We start from the raw sequence: 20,354 nt of genomic DNA, 5'->3' as shown, positions 1-20,354 counted from the left end.
GAGGCCGACTACAAAGTTAGTAGCTCTGGATCAACATCAATATCTTCAAGGATCTCAATGACAATTCTATCTGGTTGTAAGGGGATAAATATATCAGACATAATGAGAGCTCTTGTTAGATTAACAAATATCTTTACATAAGGCTGGTTCACACCGTTTACAATTCCACAACAATAGTTAGAAAGTAGCTCTAAAGTTGCATTGTCTCCATCGACAATATCCACAACATTCTGGTCACTATTGCGATAAAGAATTTCATAGCCATACAAAGCATTAACATCAAAAATGGGTTGTTTTGCAAATAAAACGTCTTTTTTATCATGTTCTAACTGTTCCGAGCAAGGTTACTTGAGAGGTAGTTCAACAATTCGCCAATAGTGATCTAGCAGCTGGGTGAGCGCATCAAAACCAGTGTCTAGATTTTCTTTTACAATATAGCCAGCAATATGTTGCTTATATGCTAAATATTTATCTTCATCAGATTTGCTGGTGGTCAGTACAAAAATAACACTAGTGGATAAAGACGAGCGTTTTCTGACATACTCTAAAAATTCAATGCCATTCATTCTGGGCATATTTAGGTCTAGCAAAATTATATAGGGCTTTTCTACTACCTTATCCTCTAAGAGTTCGAGTGCTTCTATCCCGTCCCGCGCCCGGATTAATGGATTTGCTATCTTGAGTTTTCGTAAAGCTCTCTCGATGCCTTTGGCATCAACATCATCATCTTCTACAAGTAAAATACTCGCGGTTTGATAGTTTTGCGTATTCATAGGTCATCCTTAGGCTTGATATCTTTAGGCCAAGTAAAAATAAATGTTGTTCCCTTTCCTATATCAGATTTTAATTCAATCATTTGATTAAGGGATTCGAGAGTTTTCTTGACAATGCTCAGTCCCATACCGCTGCCTTCAACTTCGTCACGAGGTTTTAATGTCTTAAACAATTCAAAGATCTGAGCATGATGTTTGGGAGAAATGCCAGGGCCATTATCTGAGACTTCAAATGCGTATTTATCTGGCAATTCTTTATAGTCCACTGTAATTACGCTATCCTCTTTATCGTTATGCTTAATCGCATTTCCAATTAGGTTTCTAAAAATGGTTTCAAGGGGCGTGACTAGCGTAGTCAAAGTTGGTAACGTAGAGTTAATAGCGAGCTTGATTTCACCTTCTGGGTTCATGAGTTCAAAAATTTGGTCGAGCAATAGGTTTAGATCGACGGAACAAATTTCACCTTGTTTTCTACCGATTCTCGAATAAATAAGTAAATCATCCAATAACTTTTCTAATCGCTTTGTTCTACTTTTCAGAAGCGATAAATTTTCTTTAGTATCTTCGCTCGCGCTTTCTTGAATATCCTCTTCTATCCAAGACGACAACTGAATTATTCCTCTTAATGGTGCTTTAAGATCATGAGATGCAACATATGCGAAGTCATCTAAATCTTTATTACTACGCCTTAATTCATTTGTTATCACGATATACGCAGAGATATTGGTTATTGTTGCGATAATTTTGGTTCTGTCTTGAATTTTAAAATTGGCAAGGCCAATTTCAGCAGGAAATGTTGAACCATCTTTTTTTAAGCAAAATATCTCTTTACCATGTCCCATTTGTTTGTCTTTTGGTTTTTTCATAAATTCTGTTCGATATTTTCCATGAGAATTTCTAAATTCTTGCGGAACAAGCATATCTACATTCATCTCAGTCAGCTCTTCCTCGCTATACCCAAACAACTCAGACATTTGTTGGTTCACTTCTGTGAGTTGGCCGAATTGATCAACAATAGCAATACCGCAAGGCGCAGAGTCGATAACATTCTTATAGAACTCTTCACTTATTGCATGTTTTTCAGTCATTAAATTGGCTAAGTTTAACGCGCGTTTATGAGATTTTGAGAGCATAATAAAGAACGCCAATAGCATTGAGTCAATAGATAGTCCGGCTATCAAAATTACTACAGGTTGATTGGTCGATGTCTCTTTCCTAAATGACGCCGCGGTTTGGATAGTAAATGTCCAAGGTCTACCGTACATGCTTAAAGAGACTACTTTTGAGAACTGTGGCTTTTCTTCGAAGCCATTAACGTTAGCTTTAAGTTCGTTATAGAGCTCTACATTTTCATCAAAGACACTAAAAAGTAACCGCCTGTTCTTTTGCTCCAGAGTGCCTGCAATTAATTTGTACATAATGAATGGCGCATATACGTGGCCAACAAAATTACTCCTTCTTTCTTCAAGAGAACTGGCAGGATCACCCCGATAAATTGGCACATATTGCAAAAAGCCTGGTGTTTTCTGTGAATCTTGGACAAGTATTATTGGCGCGGTTATTTGGGTTTCTCCGGTATCACGCGCAAGCTTAGCTGCTGTCCATCGGTTAGTTTCAAATGCCATATCAAGGCCGACGGCTTGCTTATTGATTTCGACAGGTTCTACATAAGTTATTGGCCAAAATTCGTTATTCTCGTGATTGGGTTTTATCTTAAAGTCTGGCCGAAGCCTTCGCTCGTTTTTTAGGAAAGCATCGAGTTTGTTTGGCGGTACATAGTAGATTATGCCAATTCCATTAATTCCAGGATAAGTAGTTTCTAGTTGCAGTATGTTAGCAAAACGCCTCCATTCGATTACGTCTATACCTTGAGATTGTGAGTGATACGCGGCGGCACCGGCCCTAAGAGCGTCTTCATATCTCGACATTCGTTCAGAAATAAGCGCTAGAAGTTGCTCTGATTGAAATTCAAATTGTAATTTAACTTTTTCCTGAACTTGCGAATGTGAGATATACCAAGCAATGAATGTAAGAACGAGTGAGCTAAAAACGATTACCCAGTGATACCAATGCAACCCTTTTAAGTTTTCTTTAGTTTCAGTCATTTTTGTGGTCCATTTAAATGCTAATGAAGGAGATTACAGGAAAAGCTTTTCTGCTTCTGAGGAAGGAATTGGTTTCGAGATAAAATATCCTTGCACAAAATCGATACCTAGCTCTTCGCAAAGTTGCATGTTTGACTCTTCTTCAACACCTTCTGCAACAATCTCTAGTTTAAGTATTTTTGCCATAGATGTGACACCTTCAACGATGTTTTTGTTCTTTGTGTCTTCAATTGATTTTGGCATCAAACTTCTATCAATTTTTAATGTTGAGATAGGGTAATGACGAAGATGCGATAGTGACGAAAAACCAGTACCAAAATCATCAAGTGATATGCGACACCCTAGTTCTGTAAGTTTTATAATTACTTCTTTAACAACTTTGGTATTTTCAAGAAGAACCGTTTCAGTTAACTCAATGTCAATTAAACTTAAATCAACTGAATAACGCGAGCCAAATTCCTTTAATTTATCGACCAACTCAAAGTCATAAAGCTGCGATGAGGAAATATTTATCGCCGCTCTTAGCGGCTTTTCTCTGTTTGTGTTCCATAGGCTTAACTGGTGAATGACACTTTCCATGATCCAAACTCCTATATCACTAATTTGGTTGGACTCTTCCGCAATCTGAATAAATTGATCTGGCGCTCTAATCTTTCCATCAATATTCCAGCGAATAAGGGCTTCGAATCCCTTTAACTCTCCATTTTTAGGTCTTACTATTGGCTGGTAATAAACTTCGAGCTCGTTATTCGTTATTGCCGTTCTCAACTCCGACTCAATTCTTAATCGATTTTGGAATTTATACTGCATTTCAGTTTCGAAGAAACAAACCTGATTCCGACCAAGTTTCTTCGCTTTATACATAGCAATATCGGCGCACTTAAAGAGCTCTTCACTGGTAACGCCATTGTCGGGATGCAGGGAGATCCCGATACTACATGTTGCATTGATTGGGGTAGAAACAATTTCCACTGGTTTTTGCATCAGAGTAATGATTCTTCTGGCCACTAGATTTGCGTGTTCGGCATATTCCAAACTACTAAGCGTAATGGCAAATTCGTCACCGCCCAATCGGGCAAACAACTCGCTTCCTCTTAAACACCCTTTAATTCGAGATACGATTTTTTTAAGCAGAAGATCTCCGACGTCATGCCCAAAGGAGTCGTTAACCAATTTAAAGTTGTCGAGGTCGATTAAAAGTAACGCTAACTTATGGTTGTTACGTTGATTATTTGCTATCGCTTGTTTTAATGTTTCATCGAAGTAATAACGATTAGGAAGATTAGTCAGGGTATCCGTTTCAGCTAACGCTTTAACTTTTTGATAGGTTTTAAATAATTGCTGCTCAAGCTCAAATCGAGTAGTGGCATGTTGGATCGCTCTTCGAAGTCGAGATTCAGTGATTTCAGATTTGATCAAAAAGTCTTGAGCTCCCGCTTTGATACAGTTTATCGCTAGCTCTTCATCTTCCGAAGAACTCATCATAACGATTGCGGTGCTGGATTCTTTGGGTTCGTTTCGAATTTCGACAATCATCTCGATACCATCTCTTTGTGGCATCCGATAATCTAATAGAACCACATCAAAGTTTCCCTCTGAATATGCAGCCAGTCCCTCATCGACAGTTAATGCTTCCGTGATGTTTACTTCTAAGTTACTGCTGGAAAGCGTCCTTTTTATCTGCATTCTGTCCAGTTTGTCATCATCTACAACCAATACATTCATAATTTTATAAACAACCCTTTAGTAAAGTCTGTTTAACTCAGTGTTTTGTTATAAAGTTTACTTAGAATATTGCTACGAATCTGATCTAGATGTTTAGATTGGTAGCACTCCACCCAAAAACAACTCAAAACAAGATTAAGCAAGTTATTAATGTAAGCACATTTACGCCAAAAAACTGTTTATTATTCAAAACCTAAGTATAGAACATTATTATGCAATGTATGGAAATGTTCGTGTTACTGTGCCCCCATTACTTTTGTCCAAAGATAACTAATAACAAAACAACTATCCTTTTCCAATTTGGCGTTCAATTTTTATTAGCGTTTCTAAAATATCAGCCATAATTTCATGAAACACAAAGTCATTATTTTCATCATCTCCAACAATTCTACTAGGTTTATTTAAATAACCTGTCATTTCAATTAATCGACTATTAAGATATTTTCTAGCCTCTTGATGGGTAATATAACGATAGTCTTGGCGTTTTTCCTTTATAACAGGAAAAAGTTTTTCAACTTGCTCTAATGGTAAGTCTCTATATACAACAACCTTAATATCATAACTGACAGGCTGGTGATTTTGTGGATCGGGCCATTGCCAATACCTAACGCCTAGCGGTGAATCATTCTCAGAAGGTCCAAAATCAGAGTAATTAAGTACAATATAATTTTTGGATGATAATGATTGTTCTTTTGCGTTTTTATTAGCAGTAGAAGTACAAGCACCCAATAAGATAATAAATGTACAATATAAAAAATATTTTGTTAAATTATTCATTTTGTTATTTACATTCAGTCAAATTTTTAAGTGTTAGAGAGGCTATTGAATCTGGAGGTACAATTAACATATTTGAATTCCAAATAAACTTACTTATTGGGTGTTTACTATATACATTACTACCAATCGCGTTCCAATGAGCTTCATAAACATAGCCATTTGAATATAACCAAGTGTGATCACCCTGTCTACTAAGACCGTAAGCAAATTTAATTTTTTTTAACTCCGCTAAACCTATAACATTTAACTTTCTAGGGCCTTTGTAATCATATAAGGCTTGAAATTTCGGGTGTTTCTTGGGAGTAGGGTTATAGTCAAGGACTAAGTATGAAAGAGGAACACCAACATATGCGCAATTTTCTATAGCCTTCGCTGTAGCAAAGGTATGCTCTTTACTTCCGTCATTAGGGTGAAACCGATCGGGCGTTAGGTATATTGCCTTCCAAGATAGCTGATTAACTAAGTACTTAGCCAGCATATCACCGTAGAATAATGGTTTTTTATTATTTCCCCTCTTTGCTAAACCTTTAGATGCTAGATTACTTGCAACATCAGTTCTTCCCATTTGAATATATGTGTCTCGGAGTACATTTAATACAAATGTAACACAATCCGTTATTGTGTATTTACTATAGTCACCCGGATTATTCTTTACATAGGTACTCCCAACTTTCATACTTCTATCGTTAAATCGAACAAGCATATTATTACGTGCAATAGTTGAGTTCATTAAAATTCATCCTTATTAAAATGATGAAAAAAATAATATCTATTCATCAACATTACCATAGTCTCATAAACCACTTTCCATTAGATGAAAAAATCTCAAAAAGAGCTGTTATTCTCATTGTCAATCCGCCGCTTTATCGCAATTCTCTTGAGTGTAAAATACTGCTCATCATCAATATCTAAAGCAATCATAGTTTCTCTAGGCTTACCATCTTCAATCGCTTTAAATAAATCATCTTCGGTAATTTTTAATTTTAAGCATCGGATCCACAGCTCCAAATCAGCAATACGCTTATCAATCTTTTTTGCAAAAACCAAAAAATCTAATGACTGAGATTTTTTATTAAGCAATATCTCCATTTTCTTTTCATAGTTCATTCATGTTCCTCCTGTTATTTTAAATAATATCTTGATAACCTTTATGCCAATTTTCTAATTCTTCTAACAACCCATTGAGCATCCACTCAGGAAACCACTCAAGCCGACAAATTTGAATATTTTGGTCATAAGCCTTAATTCTTTGTGTTGACCATTGATATAACCCTTTATCAGAGCCATCACTGATATAACCCTCAAGTGACATTAAAAACCAAAGTTGACGCAACCTATCTAATTGATAAATAGAAACTTGGTTTAATTCACTTTTGATACTTTTTTTCTTTGGCTCAAAGCCAAGCCATTGCATCTTATTGAGCACCTGCATTAGCTCTGAAATATTCATCTCTTCACAATAAATTTTTCCAGTTAATGAATGTAACAAACGGGTGTAAGCAAAGGAGTCTAAATTCAAACTCGCTTTACCGACATCTATCATTTTGATGTAATAATGTTTAGATAAATACACGCTATTGACCTCTGTATAAAAAAGAGAGGGCATCCCCTGCCCTCCAAATATTACTACAGGCTAATTGAATGTTCGTTTTTTATTTCGAAAATGGATAACACCTTTTGAGCAACTATTGTTTTTATCTTCGAGTTCAGAAATACAATCACCACACAACATTTCAAATAACACATCACAAGTTTCTACTTCTCTCCACCCCATATGATGAACCGCACGTAAAAACTCTGTAGGCGTTAAATTTAGTACCACAGGTTTATGCTCAACGCTACAAAGACTACACTTGACACTTGGTGGATCTCCAATCGCAGTTAACTTAATCGTTCTCTTTTTTAAAGCCACTTTAATTTCCTTGTTGTTTTAAAGTTAAGAAATTTCAGATGTCATTAACTTATCTGCTTTTTCTGTTAGCTCTTTGGCTAACTTCAAATGTTGTGCAGCAAGCTGTAAGTTTTGCCCCTTTGGATCAGTTGCTCTAAACTGAATGGGTTTTAATAAAGCATTAACAAACTCAGTACTTTTTAAAGCCCAACATAATGCGGGTAAGTAAGTCATTGGAAAATCTCGATCACTACCAGGGGCAAGCCATTTATTCAGTTTACTTTCTGTAATATTAGATTTACCGCCTAACGATTTATTCATACGGCTAACAACTCGCTTTCGCGTTAAACCGGCTTCAGTGATTGCATGGTTAATTGCATTAAGAAAAATTGCATTCACTTCACAATTCGGTGGTGTTTCACTTTCTAATAAACTGCTTATTAATTCTGGTTGCTTTTTCATTATCTCTTTCCGTAATTTAGGTGGTAAAAAATATTGAAATTATTTCCTTTTAATTAAGCGAAATACGTCATAGAATTGCGGTCGAATTTTGAGCTTGTTTATTTGAGATCCAATAACCTTAAAACATTTATGGCAGCCACTTGGGCAGTGGAATTTAAGTAAATATTTTGTGGGTATTGTTAAATGAAAAACGCTCGAATTTTGTTTTAACCATTTTTCCAATACCAAAGGAGAAATATTACAATTAGTAGATAATTGAAAAAGAGACTTTAGCCAATTTTTAATTGGGATCGATTTATTGATGAAATTTTTCATGTAAACTGTCACTCCCAGAATTGAGTTGTCTACCTATAAGGATTCTAATACATTTCGCGAAAAAATATTAGAATACTAATAGGTATTGTGTCAAGTCTATTAGTGATATTATTATTTTTAAAAATTAGCTAAAGTTTGGATACTCATGAAAAATGCGGTAACTATTGAGTTTGATGAAGTAATTCAAAGACTGAAAGAAGAGCTTGGTGAGGAAAGTGATGCGGCTTTATCTCGCGCTTTAGGCATGTCCAATTCTGGGATCGCTGTTGCGCGTAAAAGTAAATCATTACCTATAATTCCCATAGTCAATACCTGTTGTGAACTGGGTATTTCACTTGATGAGATATTTTTAGGTAAAACAAAAAGCAAAAGCTCTGCCCAAGCTGCTAACACTTTTACTCTTGACGATATTATTCGTGCAAGTAAATTAGTTGTTCGGACGTTGGAAAGAGTTTCAACCAATAACTCACTACCAACTGAACGACAGCTCGATGCTTATAAAAAGTTACACACGGTTTTCATCAAAGCAGTTATTGAAAATGATTTTGATGAATCGATTGTAACTGCCATTGCGGAGGCTTCTATAGAGTTGGTATAAAAGGAGTCTCTACCATGTTATTAAAAGTTAAAGTTTTATTCTCAGTTTTTGTTTTTACCATTTTATTTAGCACTTTAGTTTCAGCCCTTGAACCATTAAAAGAAAATCGAGCCAGAATTTTTGCATTAAAAGCCACACTTTTACTGCCGGAATATGAGTTTTTAGATGTGGATATGAGTTTTGATTGTGGAAGTAAATATGAGAGCACGGCAATGATCATTACTAGTTTTGCAGGTGCCCAATTACTTGCCGCTTCTTATACCCATTTATATGGTAAGGAAGCAGGCGAAATGGTGATGCAAACATGGCAAAATAAAGTGAATAAAGATGATCCTCGCTTGCCAACTTTTATTTTTGTATCACCAGCAACTGGAACTCATTTTGATTGGAGACAGTCGGTTAAAGTTACAACGAATAAAAACTTATCGCAAACTGGCTTTAGCTTAACAACAAGAAATAATAGCGCAGACGGTATGCCAAACTTATATGCGGGGTGTGGTTCTCGTACTCATCATCGAAATTGAATATGAATAAATAGATTGGATAGTCTGCAAGGCTTCTTGGCTTATAACGATAAACTTTACAATACACTTTCAAAAAACAGGGAAGGTAATGAAAACAAAAAAAGCATTAATTCTAATATTGTTTTTTCCTTTAAGCTGGGTTATTTTTGCAAAAAATGCAATGTACTTTATGTCGATAGTAGAAGACTCTGCTGGCTATATTTATTTTATTACAGATACTGGTATCAAGCGATTTGATGGATACCAGTACGTTGATTTATCAGACATTTCCAATTTGCCCTCAACATGGAGTGACTCTGCTGTTTATCGGGAAAGCAATGACTCGTTATATGCTGCTTTTTTTAAGGAAGGTATATGGAAGCTTGATCTAAGTAGTAACCAAGCAAAAAAGATAAGTGACTTAAAGGCTTCAAAAATAGTACTTTCAAGTAAATACCTTATGGCGAAAGTAGAGAAGGAAGTATATTTAATCAATTTGTCTAACCTGAATACTCGTAAATATGACTTACAAGAAGTTATTGATATTGCTGCGATAGAGGACCAACACTTCGCGATTACTCATAAAGGATTATTTAAAGTCAATAGTGAACATTCAGAGTTAATAGAGTCGTTTCAAACAACTAAAGCACATTTAGCATTATTTAATCATAAACTAGCTTATAGCACAGACTATAAATTAACTTTGCTATCACTGAAAAATAACACACCATTAGCTGTCAGAACATTTGAAAATGAAATTACTGCGATAACTTCTTATAATACAAACTCCTTTGCTATTGCTCATGGTAGTAATATAGATATTTTAAGCAGTGATAATCTAGACATCGTAAAGACTTCTATCAATCGTCTTAATCAAGTAAGCCGAATTCTATATGAAGACAAACAAAGTAACTTGTGGTCGACTGATACCACTCAATTTGAAGTGATTGATCCACACTTAACACTGTTAAGACTTCCAATACCTTCTCGTTACAATGTCGTTGAGTTGGTAGAAGAGAAATTATGGATAGGCACAGATCATGGATTATATTATTCAGATAAAGGGCTTTTTAAGCCGATTACTGAAATTAATGACCAGCTACCACTACTAGAGCGTAGTATTACAGATATTCTCTATACCAAGAATAAGCCCATTATCATTGCAACAACAGCAGGTGCATATAAACTAGAAAACAATATTCTGGCTAAAATATACGATGGGTATGTCTTATCACTCAGTTATATTAACTCAGAATTTATTTTAGCAACATCAAATAAGCTTGTTGGATTTGATGAAAATTTTAATCCTGTTAACTTTGATTTACTCAATGACAAATTGCCTCATAAGGAAGTATTGAATGTAAAAAAAATTAATAATACATTATATATTATGACCGCAGATGGACTTGTTCAAAAGACACAGAATATAATTACAACTCATGATATTTCCCCTCATAATTTAACAGATGTATTTGCCAGCTTAGGTAACATCTATGTAACTACATGGGGAGATGGATTATTTAAAAAAGAGGGAAATAAATGGGTAAGCATGGGCGGTCCTAAAAAGATTTCCTCTACTATTGCTTATTATGATGAAACGCTTCTTTCTACATCAAATGGACTATATCAATTTAAAGATGAACAAATAAGCCTTGTACCTAATTCTGCTGGACAAATGTTTATTGCTAACAGTTTAGCCGTTAAAGATAATCTGGCTTATGCGTCAAGTAACAAAGAATTGATAACAGTTGATTACTTTAAAGCTCCTAGTTTAAATCCACCTAAGTTTACTCAATTTCCAACCAGTGATACACCTTATGATCAAACCTTCACGATTGCTGCGAACAGCTTTGATTATATTCATGGAGAACTGATTCGCTATGAGTATAAATTGAATAATGGTGATTGGGTAGATGTGAAGAATGGAAAAGTAAAACTTTCTTATTTAGACACTGGTTACCATAATATTCAGATGAGAGCATCTTATAATGCTACTCAATGGAAATATAGTGAGATGAGATCTTTTAATATTACTGGTCCCTGGTATCGCTCGAAAACCTTTATATTTTTAACGGCTCTAATTTTTAGTGTTGTTGCTATTTTACGATTACTCTATATTTTTAGGCTGAACAAACAAAAAAATAAAGTTTTTAAAATAATTAGCAAGCAACAAGAAAAACAAGGGTTAGTAAAAACCTATGCTGAATTAACAAAGGCAAAAAACGCGCTAAGTAAAAATAACCCAATCATCACCAAACATACACTCAATATTATTGAAAATGCCATTAGTCAATTTGAAGAGCTTTTAGATAACTATAGTGCAATAAAAGCTTTAGGAAACACCAGTTTAGAGGATAGCTTTACTGGCTTAGATGCATTGGCCTGTATGCAAATTAAATCACATGAGTTTCAAATATCACTTTGTGAAAGATGCACAATAGAAACTCGCAACATCATATTTTTTATTGCCCACACTTTAGTACATAATAGTCTACAACATGCAAAAGCTGATTTTATGCAATTGACCGTTACCTGCGATGCAGAAAACGTAAAAATCTTTGTTCAAGATGATGGAATAGGTATCAAATACTCTGATTACACCTTTAACTTTGGTGTTGGTATTGCAATAATTAAAAACATTGTTTACGAGCGAAAAGGAAAACTAAAATTTAAAAACTGGCGAAAAAGCAAAAGCTGGCGAAGTGATAAAAACTGTCGAAGAAGAAAAGGGACCTTTGTATCTGTAGTTATTCCGCTTTTGCCGTCTGAGGTAAGCCGACATGCGCGCCAACTAAAGGAAGCTGAGTCTTAATTAATTTGAGTTAACTTTCCTTCAAACCGCTCCTCACAGACTGGCCCTTGCCATTTGCTAGTAGTTATCGTCTAATAACCTCACAGTGTTCGACGGTGACTTTCCTACAGAGGACTTTCACCTCATTAGTTAATGCCCATGCCGGGAGTATACAAAGCGTTGCACCAGACAAGCCGAAGAACGCGGCGTTAAAAGAGAATTTACTAAAGGAGACTATTTTGAAAATTATTTTTTTGAACGTATTGTTAGTATTAACAATTGGCGTAACGGGATGTGCTCAAGCTGGAGGTGGTGGTATTAAAATGACCGTTTCAGATCAGCAGAGTCTTGCGATTGAAAATTTGAGCCTAATTGCCAAGGATTTCTGGCAGGCATACCGAAGCGATGATGTTAGTAAACGACGTCTAGCCGAGATGTATCTGATAGGTGTTCTTGATAGCACTGAAGGTGAAAAATGGTGTGGCTATAAAATTGCTCTTCCACATTCAGTTTTAGATCAAATTCATATTGGCTTTAAAAACGCTTCAAAAGAGATGATGGACGATAGAGCTTCTAACACCATTAATAAAATAATGTCAAACATACTTCCATGTAAGGAAACAAAATGAAACCAACATTCAAAGCATTGAGCGATAATTACTACTCATCAAATATCAATTCTACAAAGTATGTAGACGGTGAAGATTTATATGCGGAAATAGGATATAAACAGGCAGATTTGATAAAGCAGAATTCTGGTTACGTGAATACATGCGCTACACGGGTAAGTCTTGCGCTACTAAAAACAGGTATATCATTTACTGGCCGCCTCCCGGTTAAAATAGGACCATATAAAGGAAGGAAAGTAGAGACAGGGGCAAAGCTTTTAGCCGATCAACTTATGAGGCGGGATGTCTTTGGCCGTCCTGAGTTGTTCAAACCTTCAGAGTTTTTATCTAAGGTAGGAAGCAGAAAAGGCGTTGTTCTTTTCTGGAAAATTATCGGCTATGGCGGCGGCCATATAGACCTAATAGATATCCAGAATAAGGTAGCAGTGTGTAATTCTGCTTGTTATTTTCAGAGCAAAGAAATATGGTTTTGGGAATTAATGTGAGGTGGTCGGGATCAGCAGCAAAACCTATCAACGCTGGGGGCAACCAGACAACCATGGCGATGGTCGTCTGGAGTACAGCCGAGAGCCTCATAACAAACTGTCGGAGCTAGAGCGGCAGCGTCACTCAGGTGAAGATATTGCGATACTGGCACAGCGCAAACAGGTTTATCTGAAAGCAAAAGAGAAACATCCCGAGCGTTGGAGTAAAGAAATTAAGGATTGGGATGTTACAGGTGACGTTTATCTGAACTCTAAAAAAGGCAAACGATTAAACAGGATAAATTGGCGGCATAATTTATACCTAATGAAAACCACTTTACTTAAATGTTTGGTGAATCCTTCAATTCCTCTTCATAATAACTTGAGCGAGTCGGATATTCGTGAGTTTGTTAAGCGTCGAAAAATTAGTGGATGCACAAAAAGCGATAATGGTCGAGATTCTACGTTATTATAACCCTGTTAGACCACATACTTTTAATAACGGCTTAACACCAAACATAGCGGAAGATATTTATTGGAAAAACTCTAAATCTGTGGCCAAAGTTACTTGACCACTACATTTTTCAAGTTCTCGGCCCCAGTAGTTTGCTGAACCACAAGCTTCCTNTCTAAATCTGTGGCCAAAGTTACTTGACCACTACATTTTTCAAGTTCTCGGCCCCAGTAGTTTGCTGAACCACAAGCTTCCTTCGCAATCACCGCTCCTTCTGGTACTTTTTTTACAATTGCTGCTAACCATTTATTCCGAGAATACTTTCCCTTCCATTGAACTTCACTGAATCGGTCAACAGCATGTATGTGAAAAATAGATTTAGCAATATCAACACCTACTCGAGTTATGCTACCCATGAAATTCTCCTCAATTGTTTATAATGACTATTCAAATACCATTGTCGCTTAAAATAGCCAATTGGTCAGCTTGAGGAGGAGTCCATCCCATTGCTTACGTTTATCTAATAGCTATTTTGCATCAAAAAGTATATCGCGCACCAAGCAACCAATTTTTACCGGTTCGCGGCGCTAAATCTTTTAAGAATGAAGTATGATCTCGCGCCTCTTCATCAAGTAGATTTTTACCCTTCAAGAAAATCAATAATTCTTCATCAGCAAAATGTAGTCGATAAGCCATTTCCAAATCGAGCATCGAAAAACCTTCTGTTGGCAATTCATTTGCCGCGACATCTTTTTGTTTTTGGTGTTCAACCAAACTAAGGTTTGAACTGAAGTCGGCGTAGTCATAGCTGAAATTTACACCATATTTTAATGCAGGAATTCGCGGGATATTTTCACCGTTACTAAACTCTGCTTTGACCGAATCAGCCATTACGCCTATTTTAAATTGATGATTTCCCTGATTGAATAATAAATAAGATAGCTGTAGCTCAATACCTTTGAACTCAGCGTCTCGCTGCTTATAACAAACCAGTTGTAATTCATCATGCTCAGCTTCTTCGATAGCTTCATCAGTTAAACAAGGATCGGTAATTGCCGCATTAGCAGCATAAATAAAATCATTAAATTGATTCCAGTAAAGATTAATTTCTCCGTTCAGTCTTTCATTTTCAAATCGATAAGAAAAATCCAGGTTTTGCGAAACTTCTTTATCTAAATCAGGATTACCAATCTCAAATGATCGAGTGGTAATGTGTGGTCCAAAAGAAAGGACTTCTTCAGCACTGGCAAATCGAGTGGCATGTGAAAAATTTGCCGCAATTATATTGTGTTTGCTCAAGGTATACACTGAACCAATGGAACCACTAAATCCATTATTACTATGCTTAAACCCGGCGGTTGATATCTCTTGTGACTCGAAACGGCCACCTAACTCCCACTTAAAATTACCGTAATCTTTTTCTTCAACTAAAAAGATCGCGCGATTTTTTGTTACCGACTCAGGAACAAATGCTTCTTCTCCAATGGCCGAAAAATCTCGTTGAGTCAGTTGTACACCAACAATGCCACTCCAACCATTGACTGTTTGGTGTTGTAAATATGAACGCAATTCCCAGGCTTCATTTTTAAACTGAGTACCAATTTCATCTTCTTCAATTTCAGCGTGTTTGTAATCGGTTAATGCTGTACCAATAAACCATTGTTGAATACCAGCAAACGGTTCATTTAATTGGGCTTGCAAATCATAGCGTCTTTGCTGCATATCAACCATCACGCCTTCTTCATGCATTTCAGCGGTGTGTTCTTCTTCATTAGTGGTCTCTTCTTCAGCATGTTCTTCTTCATGATGCGCATGGCCCGGTACACCATACTCCTTATTCACCTGGCTAAACGCAACGCCAACATGTCCCCAATCGCCTAACCAGGTTGAACCAATACTCCCGCCTCGTGATTCCGAGCGGGTATTTGCCAGCAGGCCAAACCCTTCTTCTTCAGCATGTTCTTCTTCGGTGTGTTCTTCTTCAGCATGGCCTTCTTCAAGCAGCTCTTGCTCATGCAAAATATGAGACTCGGCCTGCCCAGGAATTTTGATATCATCGGTTTCACTGGTATACCCATCAAGATGCCAGTTCCAGTGATCTTCACCACCATCAAGGGTGACAACCCCCGAGCGCTCACCGGTTGCCGAATCAGCAAGACGCATTTCAACTCCACCGGTAAAACCCTCCATAGGTTCTGAATTAATTTTTCGATCAGAAACATTCACAATCCCACCAATTGCACCGCTACCATATAACAAGGTTGCAGGACCTTTAACCACTTCAATTTGATCAGCAAGCAATGGCTCAATACCGGCATCGTGATCTGCGCTGGTTGTTGACGCATCTTGTACAATCATTTGATTATTCGTAATTTTTACTCGTGAACCGCTAAGTCCCCGAATAACGGGCCGGGCAACAGCAGGACCAAAAGAAGACAGGCTAATGCCAGGCTCAAACTGTAAAATGTCGCCTAACGTACCAGCTTTACGCATAGTCAGTTCATCGCCAGCCATAACAATGGTTGGTGTTGCCATATTCAAAGCGGTATGCTCAAGCGGGTTAATCCGCACCACAATTTTATGTTCAGCTTCATCACTCAACGACACTTGAATAAGATCTTGTTCTCCTTCAATCACTTGAATGTTTTGGTGGAAGTGATTATCCCGTCCTCCTTTGACATCGATAGTGTATTCACCAACCGGTAAATCCAATATGAAAAATCCCTCATCATCTGTTCGCACCTGAATATCGGTTCCGCGAACTTTAACCAAGGCATTAGTTAATGGCACGCCGTCTGTGTCAGCCACTAAACCCTTAACTTCTTTTGCGTTTACTCCACCAGCAAACAATACCGCACTGACAGCGGCGGCAAGCATACATTTTTTCACAATAAAAACTCCGGAAATACATCATTATCAATGTCTAGACCAACCTTAAACGGATGGATATAAAGACCTGCAAACTTATTAATTATTATGGTAAGACTTTAGTGAGTGGGTGGACCGCGCGGAGAAATAGCAAAGCAGTTTTCCTTTTTGAGGTTTCGCTGTAAATTTTGCTCTAAATGCTGATATTCAAACTGCAAAACAGTCAATTCAAACTGATTAAATTCAATTAAAGTATCATCATTGCCATAGACTTGAGAAAGACACTTATGATTAACTGACAATAAATGCTCTGCACTGAATTCGTGCTCAACTGAAGCAAGTTGCACAAACAACCAACCCAGTAACACAAAAACAATTGCAAAATGATGTTTTTTAAGTGCGAACATTACAACAGAAACCTAAAACAGCGTTATCACTAAATGAAACGCCAAATGCTAATTTAATACTTTTAATCAAATATTTTTAATTCAACATTCATTAACTTAACTTTTGCTGATTTAATATTTGCCAATTCAATATTTAAATAAACCAATGTTACATCATCAGTGAGCGCCATTTTTTGTACTCGTAATGATATAACGTATCAATGACAAATAGTTTGCCACAAAGCTTTCATTAAAAACAAGTAAAAAATCACCCTACTAGATAGTGAGGATTAACACGGCTGTTGAAATGCCACCGACTTCCCCATTACAAATCTCCTACCTGGCATCATATTGCCCCTTTAAATAGTGAATAATTGTATTTAGTAAAGAATATTACTGGTGTTTGAACTTTGTGAGTGTGACTGAATTTTATGAATTTATGTTAGTGGATTGTTTTATTGAAATCATTTTAGTCAGTTTATAATTGTAAACCGACTCTTTAATGCTTGCCGATGTAGATAGTCCGCAATCGGGCTATCTTATCAGGCAGGGTAAAAACGCATCGGGCAATTTACTCGGACGAATTTAATCTATTTTAGTAATTCATGATCTTTAGGTAACTGTTTTGAAATCCAAATCGCTAATTTATGCTTCATATTTACCTGAGTTTCCTGATCTTTAGCTAAAGGCTGGACCAATTTATCATGGACCAGCAAACGGTACAAACTCTCAACCTTTTGTTTAGCGGCATTAGTTTGAGAAAACCCTTTGTATCCCCGATTCATCGCATATTTTTCACCAACTTCAATGGCTTTTTTCAATAACGCCGCTTCATTTTTAATCTTTTTCATTATCCTTATTTCACCTGACTATTCATTTTGTACAAAAAGAAACCTATGCATTTAACTGAATTAACTGATTTAAATCACATAACGACTCTTTTAAAAAATCCTGTTTATGAAAGATGCCCATAATTGCATAATCCAGCACAATTGCAAATGACAAACCTGGTAACACGAAATCAGTTATAAAACAGTTAGTGCTTAATCAAGTGGACAGTTTTGCGTCATATTAAATAAAAGTTAGTAAATTCATATAATTACATAAAGCTCTTAATCAAATGGTGGTTTATCAATTGACCAATGATTCAGCAAAATAAAAGCGAACAGCCAATGGCTAATTCGCTTTTGTGCCAGACTTATTTGGTTCTAACTTATTTGTAACTGACTTATTTGTAACTGACTTATTTGTAACTGACTTTATGACTCGGAGGCAATTCATTATGGAATGCCCCCCTGGGCCGTCACTAAATCTTGATAGTTTAGTTTCGCCAGTAATTATTTGCTTCAGCGATTATTGCAAATTCTTTATTTACTAATTCTGCAGCCTGCATCAATAATTGGGGATTTTCGGCATACATATTACGCACTTTCATTTTCGCTGCTGGATCTCGCTGAATTGTACCAATAGTTTTTCTAACAATTTTAATCGCCAATTGACGACCTTCCAGCGGTGTTTTGGTAATCAAACTTGGCATATAGTCTTTCTCAGCCTCTGCGCTGACCGGTGAGATGCCACAGATCGACAAGCTTAGAATGCTGACAACGAAGGTTTGCTTAAGTAGTTTATTCACGTTTATTCCCCAGTAATTGAATGTTTATATGAAATAACAAATATCAAAAACAGTACGTATACATATTTTATTTATACGTATTATGCCTACACATATCATATTTGCACAGACTAACTTTAAACAGACTATCTTTAAACAGACTATCAGTTTAAAGATTTTTTGTTATCATAATATGAGTGAACAAATATTTATCAATTATTTATAATCAGTCAATTGCATTGAACCACTTAGACACCGGTGATTAATTTATGGGCCCAGTACTTAACGATCAAATTTGCTTTGCACTGTATTCAACTTCAAATTCAATAACTCAGGCTTATCGCGAACTTTTGCATCCGTTACGTCTCACTTATCCACAATTTGTTGTAATGATGGCGCTATGGGAGCAAGACAACGTGTCAATCAGCACCTTGGCAAACCGCATTGGGCTAAGCAAATCAACGATGACACCATTACTTAAAAGGCTTCAATCATCGGGGTATATCAATCGAGGCTATAAAGAAGATGATGAACGAGAGAAACAAATTCAACTGACCGAATCGGGTGTTGCGATAGCTCAAACGGCAAAAAATATTACCCAACAAGCATTTTGCGCAACTGGTCTTACCTGTAACGAAGCAGAGCAATTAATTGCAATGTGTCAAAAACTGAAAAGTAATCTGACACATATTGAGTAAAAGTCATCCAGCTTTGTTATTGTGCATGGCAGACTTTTTATCGCTTAACAAGTAGTCGCTAATATCCCAAGTGGTAGTCTGTTTTATTTTACTACAGCGCTTTTATGTGAAAAATTACCTAATATTTTGTTTTATTGGCAAAAAATAAGGTGTTATTTAATAAATTGTTGCATTTAAGTTAAAACTTTTAAAACAAAAACTCTCCTACCACTGGAAATAACCGTTATGATCAGTTAAAAATGCTTCCCAAATTACAAATTCAGTAAACAGGCGAATACCTATATGTCTTTGAATGAAAAGTTTGCCCAACTAAAAAGCACACTTAGTCAACAAATAATCGGCCAAGAGCGGTTAATTGACCGATTACTCATCGCTCTACTTGCCGATGGACATCTGATTGTTGAAGGTGCTCCCGGATTAGCAAAAACTCGGGCAATTAACGCATTATCTAAAGATATCGAAGGTGATTTTCATCGTATTCAGTTCACGCCAGACCTGCTTCCAGCCGACTTAACCGGAACAGAAATATACCGTCCGCAAGACGGCAGCTTTCGATTCGAAAAAGGCCCTATTTTTCATAACCTGATTTTAGCCGACGAAATTAACCGTGCACCGGCTAAAGTTCAATCAGCCTTACTCGAAGCAATGGCTGAGCGTCAGGTCACCGTTGGCAGTAAAACCTATCCTCTTGCGCCATTATTTTTAGTCATGGCCACGCAAAACCCAATTGAACAAGAAGGAACTTATCCACTGCCTGAAGCGCAATTAGACCGTTTTTTAATGCATGTGAAAGTTGAATACCCTAATGCAGAAGCTGAAGCCTTAATTTTAAAGTTAACACGTGAAGAAGCACATAAATCCTATCGTGAAGTACAGACTAATGAATTAAGACAAGAAGATTTATTTAGTGCCCGCGATCAGGTACTCGACATTCATATGTCTGATGAACTGGAAAAATATATTATTCAGCTGATTGTCAATACACGCGATACAGCTGCTATTGATAGTGATTTAAACCGTTGGCTAGATTACGGTGCTAGTCCACGGGCAACAATTTCCCTTGACCGTTGTGCAAGGGCAAGTGCCTGGTTAGCTGGCCGAGACTATGTCACTCCGGAAGATGTCCAGGATATTGCCAGCGATGTATTGCGCCATCGTTTAATCTTGACTTACGAGGCGGAAGCAGAAGGCATCAATACCGATCATGTTATTGAGCGGCTAATTCAAATAACGCCAATTGTCTAAATGCGGTCAACTAATTTATTCATAGGCCATCATGATCAATGTATAACGACACTAATTT

Annotated in this window: 22 protein-coding genes; 8 read left to right on the top strand and 14 right to left on the bottom strand. The window is 36.6% G+C overall.

The genetic code is table 11. From position 1 onward, the window contains the following. Nucleotides 1-8: 8 nt before the first annotated feature. The 10 genes from ABVT42_RS05480 to ABVT42_RS05435 all read right to left on the bottom strand — a co-directional run bounded on the left by ABVT42_RS05480 (nt 9) and on the right by ABVT42_RS05435 (nt 7,733). Nucleotides 9-224 (bottom strand): hypothetical protein, encoded by a 216-nt coding sequence (locus tag ABVT42_RS05480; protein ID WP_353873747.1) that lies wholly within the window; start codon nt 222-224, stop codon nt 9-11. Nucleotides 225-344: 120 nt separating this feature from the next. Next, a complete protein-coding gene (locus ABVT42_RS05475; RefSeq protein ID WP_353873748.1) occupies nt 345-773 on the bottom strand; it encodes a response regulator in 429 nt (142 codons plus the stop codon). Then, the gene (locus tag ABVT42_RS05470) at nt 770-2,878 is read right to left on the bottom strand and encodes a CHASE domain-containing protein (RefSeq protein ID WP_353873749.1); all 2,109 of its coding nucleotides are present in this window, start codon (nt 2,876-2,878) and stop codon (nt 770-772) included. Before ABVT42_RS05470 ends, ABVT42_RS05475 begins: the two co-directional genes overlap by 4 nt. A gap of 33 nt (nt 2,879-2,911) precedes the next feature. Then, the gene (locus tag ABVT42_RS05465) at nt 2,912-4,603 is read right to left on the bottom strand and encodes a two-component system response regulator (protein WP_353873750.1); all 1,692 of its coding nucleotides are present in this window, start codon (nt 4,601-4,603) and stop codon (nt 2,912-2,914) included. 285 nt (nt 4,604-4,888) lie between these two features. Beyond that, complete coding sequence (locus tag ABVT42_RS05460) at nt 4,889-5,380, bottom strand: hypothetical protein (protein WP_353873752.1); 492 nt, start codon at nt 5,378-5,380, stop codon at nt 4,889-4,891. Between the two features lie 4 nt (nt 5,381-5,384). Then, entirely contained in the window at nt 5,385-6,110 is a 726-nt protein-coding gene (locus tag ABVT42_RS05455; protein ID WP_353873753.1) for a hypothetical protein, read from the bottom strand. A 95-nt stretch (nt 6,111-6,205) separates the two neighbouring features. Then, a complete protein-coding gene (locus ABVT42_RS05450; RefSeq protein ID WP_353873754.1) occupies nt 6,206-6,487 on the bottom strand; it encodes a hypothetical protein in 282 nt (93 codons plus the stop codon). A 19-nt stretch (nt 6,488-6,506) separates the two neighbouring features. Beyond that, nucleotides 6,507-6,953: a phage protein GemA/Gp16 family protein gene (locus tag ABVT42_RS05445; RefSeq protein ID WP_353873755.1), complete on the bottom strand. Its 447-nt coding sequence runs from the start codon at nt 6,951-6,953 to the stop codon at nt 6,507-6,509. A gap of 60 nt (nt 6,954-7,013) precedes the next feature. Further along, the gene (locus ABVT42_RS05440; RefSeq protein ID WP_353873756.1) at nt 7,014-7,292 is read right to left on the bottom strand and encodes a hypothetical protein; all 279 of its coding nucleotides are present in this window, start codon (nt 7,290-7,292) and stop codon (nt 7,014-7,016) included. A gap of 24 nt (nt 7,293-7,316) precedes the next feature. Then, complete coding sequence (locus ABVT42_RS05435) at nt 7,317-7,733, bottom strand: hypothetical protein (RefSeq protein WP_353873757.1); 417 nt, start codon at nt 7,731-7,733, stop codon at nt 7,317-7,319. Nucleotides 7,734-8,193: 460 nt separating this feature from the next. On the opposite strand from ABVT42_RS05435, the gene ABVT42_RS05430 reads away from it, so the two are divergent. The 6 genes from ABVT42_RS05430 (at nt 8,194) to ABVT42_RS05405 (ending at nt 13,508) form a co-directional block, all read left to right on the top strand. After that, on the top strand, nt 8,194-8,646 hold the full coding sequence (locus tag ABVT42_RS05430) for a helix-turn-helix domain-containing protein (RefSeq protein ID WP_353873758.1): 453 nt from the start codon (nt 8,194-8,196) through the stop codon (nt 8,644-8,646). Nucleotides 8,647-8,660: 14 nt separating this feature from the next. Then, entirely contained in the window at nt 8,661-9,170 is a 510-nt protein-coding gene (locus ABVT42_RS05425; protein WP_353873759.1) for a hypothetical protein, read from the top strand. Nucleotides 9,171-9,258: 88 nt separating this feature from the next. Continuing rightward, nucleotides 9,259-11,961: an ATP-binding protein gene (locus ABVT42_RS05420; RefSeq protein ID WP_353873760.1), complete on the top strand. Its 2,703-nt coding sequence runs from the start codon at nt 9,259-9,261 to the stop codon at nt 11,959-11,961. A gap of 218 nt (nt 11,962-12,179) precedes the next feature. After that, nucleotides 12,180-12,569 (top strand): Rap1a/Tai family immunity protein, encoded by a 390-nt coding sequence (locus ABVT42_RS05415; protein WP_353873761.1) that lies wholly within the window; start codon nt 12,180-12,182, stop codon nt 12,567-12,569. After that, the gene (locus ABVT42_RS05410; RefSeq protein WP_353873762.1) at nt 12,566-13,054 is read left to right on the top strand and encodes a T6SS effector amidase Tae4 family protein; all 489 of its coding nucleotides are present in this window, start codon (nt 12,566-12,568) and stop codon (nt 13,052-13,054) included. Before ABVT42_RS05415 ends, ABVT42_RS05410 begins: the two co-directional genes overlap by 4 nt. Nucleotide 13,055: 1 nt before the next feature. Continuing rightward, nucleotides 13,056-13,508 (top strand): IS66 family transposase, encoded by a 453-nt coding sequence (locus tag ABVT42_RS05405; RefSeq protein ID WP_353873763.1) that lies wholly within the window; start codon nt 13,056-13,058, stop codon nt 13,506-13,508. Between the two features lie 516 nt (nt 13,509-14,024). On the opposite strand, the gene ABVT42_RS05400 is transcribed toward ABVT42_RS05405, so the two are convergent. The 4 genes from ABVT42_RS05400 to ABVT42_RS05385 all read right to left on the bottom strand — a co-directional run bounded on the left by ABVT42_RS05400 (nt 14,025) and on the right by ABVT42_RS05385 (nt 18,374). After that, nucleotides 14,025-16,376: a TonB-dependent receptor gene (locus ABVT42_RS05400; RefSeq protein WP_353873765.1), complete on the bottom strand. Its 2,352-nt coding sequence runs from the start codon at nt 16,374-16,376 to the stop codon at nt 14,025-14,027. 98 nt (nt 16,377-16,474) lie between these two features. Then, on the bottom strand, nt 16,475-16,762 hold the full coding sequence (locus ABVT42_RS05395) for a hypothetical protein (RefSeq protein WP_353873766.1): 288 nt from the start codon (nt 16,760-16,762) through the stop codon (nt 16,475-16,477). Between the two features lie 569 nt (nt 16,763-17,331). Next, nucleotides 17,332-17,592 carry a DUF5062 family protein gene (locus ABVT42_RS05390; RefSeq protein ID WP_353873767.1) on the bottom strand — a complete coding sequence of 87 codons (261 nt, stop codon included), beginning with the start codon at nt 17,590-17,592 and terminating at the stop codon, nt 17,332-17,334. A 470-nt stretch (nt 17,593-18,062) separates the two neighbouring features. Continuing rightward, nucleotides 18,063-18,374 (bottom strand): hexameric tyrosine-coordinated heme protein, encoded by a 312-nt coding sequence (locus ABVT42_RS05385; protein ID WP_353873768.1) that lies wholly within the window; start codon nt 18,372-18,374, stop codon nt 18,063-18,065. 248 nt (nt 18,375-18,622) lie between these two features. Between ABVT42_RS05385 and ABVT42_RS05380 the strand changes: the two genes are divergently transcribed. Both ABVT42_RS05380 and ABVT42_RS05375 read left to right on the top strand, forming a co-directional pair. Beyond that, a complete protein-coding gene (locus ABVT42_RS05380; RefSeq protein WP_353873769.1) occupies nt 18,623-19,051 on the top strand; it encodes a MarR family winged helix-turn-helix transcriptional regulator in 429 nt (142 codons plus the stop codon). Nucleotides 19,052-19,333: 282 nt separating this feature from the next. Further along, a complete protein-coding gene (locus ABVT42_RS05375) occupies nt 19,334-20,296 on the top strand; it encodes an AAA family ATPase (protein WP_353873770.1) in 963 nt (320 codons plus the stop codon). Nucleotides 20,297-20,354: the final 58 nt, after the last annotated feature.

This window comes from Aliikangiella maris (assembly GCF_040719265.1).
Taxonomy (GTDB): Bacteria; Pseudomonadota; Gammaproteobacteria; order Enterobacterales; family Kangiellaceae; genus Aliikangiella; species Aliikangiella maris.
This window is presented reverse-complemented; position numbering and strand designations above follow the sequence as displayed.

What these genes read in the sequence shown, in the direction of transcription:
- ABVT42_RS05475 (WP_353873748.1), bottom strand. Translation starts at nt 773, where the DNA reads ATGAATACGCAAAACTATCAAACCGCGAGTATTTTACTTGTAGAAGAT.
- ABVT42_RS05470 (WP_353873749.1), bottom strand. Translation starts at nt 2,878, where the DNA reads ATGACTGAAACTAAAGAAAACTTAAAAGGGTTGCATTGGTATCACTGG.
- ABVT42_RS05465 (WP_353873750.1), bottom strand. Translation starts at nt 4,603, where the DNA reads ATGAATGTATTGGTTGTAGATGATGACAAACTGGACAGAATGCAGATA.
- ABVT42_RS05460 (WP_353873752.1), bottom strand. Translation starts at nt 5,380, where the DNA reads ATGAATAATTTAACAAAATATTTTTTATATTGTACATTTATTATCTTA.
- ABVT42_RS05455 (WP_353873753.1), bottom strand. Translation starts at nt 6,110, where the DNA reads ATGAACTCAACTATTGCACGTAATAATATGCTTGTTCGATTTAACGAT.
- ABVT42_RS05450 (WP_353873754.1), bottom strand. Translation starts at nt 6,487, where the DNA reads ATGAACTATGAAAAGAAAATGGAGATATTGCTTAATAAAAAATCTCAG.
- ABVT42_RS05435 (WP_353873757.1), bottom strand. Translation starts at nt 7,733, where the DNA reads ATGAAAAAGCAACCAGAATTAATAAGCAGTTTATTAGAAAGTGAAACA.
- ABVT42_RS05430 (WP_353873758.1), top strand. Translation starts at nt 8,194, where the DNA reads ATGAAAAATGCGGTAACTATTGAGTTTGATGAAGTAATTCAAAGACTG.
- ABVT42_RS05425 (WP_353873759.1), top strand. Translation starts at nt 8,661, where the DNA reads ATGTTATTAAAAGTTAAAGTTTTATTCTCAGTTTTTGTTTTTACCATT.
- ABVT42_RS05420 (WP_353873760.1), top strand. Translation starts at nt 9,259, where the DNA reads ATGAAAACAAAAAAAGCATTAATTCTAATATTGTTTTTTCCTTTAAGC.
- ABVT42_RS05410 (WP_353873762.1), top strand. Translation starts at nt 12,566, where the DNA reads ATGAAACCAACATTCAAAGCATTGAGCGATAATTACTACTCATCAAAT.
- ABVT42_RS05395 (WP_353873766.1), bottom strand. Translation starts at nt 16,762, where the DNA reads ATGTTCGCACTTAAAAAACATCATTTTGCAATTGTTTTTGTGTTACTG.
- ABVT42_RS05390 (WP_353873767.1), bottom strand. Translation starts at nt 17,592, where the DNA reads ATGAAAAAGATTAAAAATGAAGCGGCGTTATTGAAAAAAGCCATTGAA.
- ABVT42_RS05380 (WP_353873769.1), top strand. Translation starts at nt 18,623, where the DNA reads ATGGGCCCAGTACTTAACGATCAAATTTGCTTTGCACTGTATTCAACT.
- ABVT42_RS05375 (WP_353873770.1), top strand. Translation starts at nt 19,334, where the DNA reads ATGTCTTTGAATGAAAAGTTTGCCCAACTAAAAAGCACACTTAGTCAA.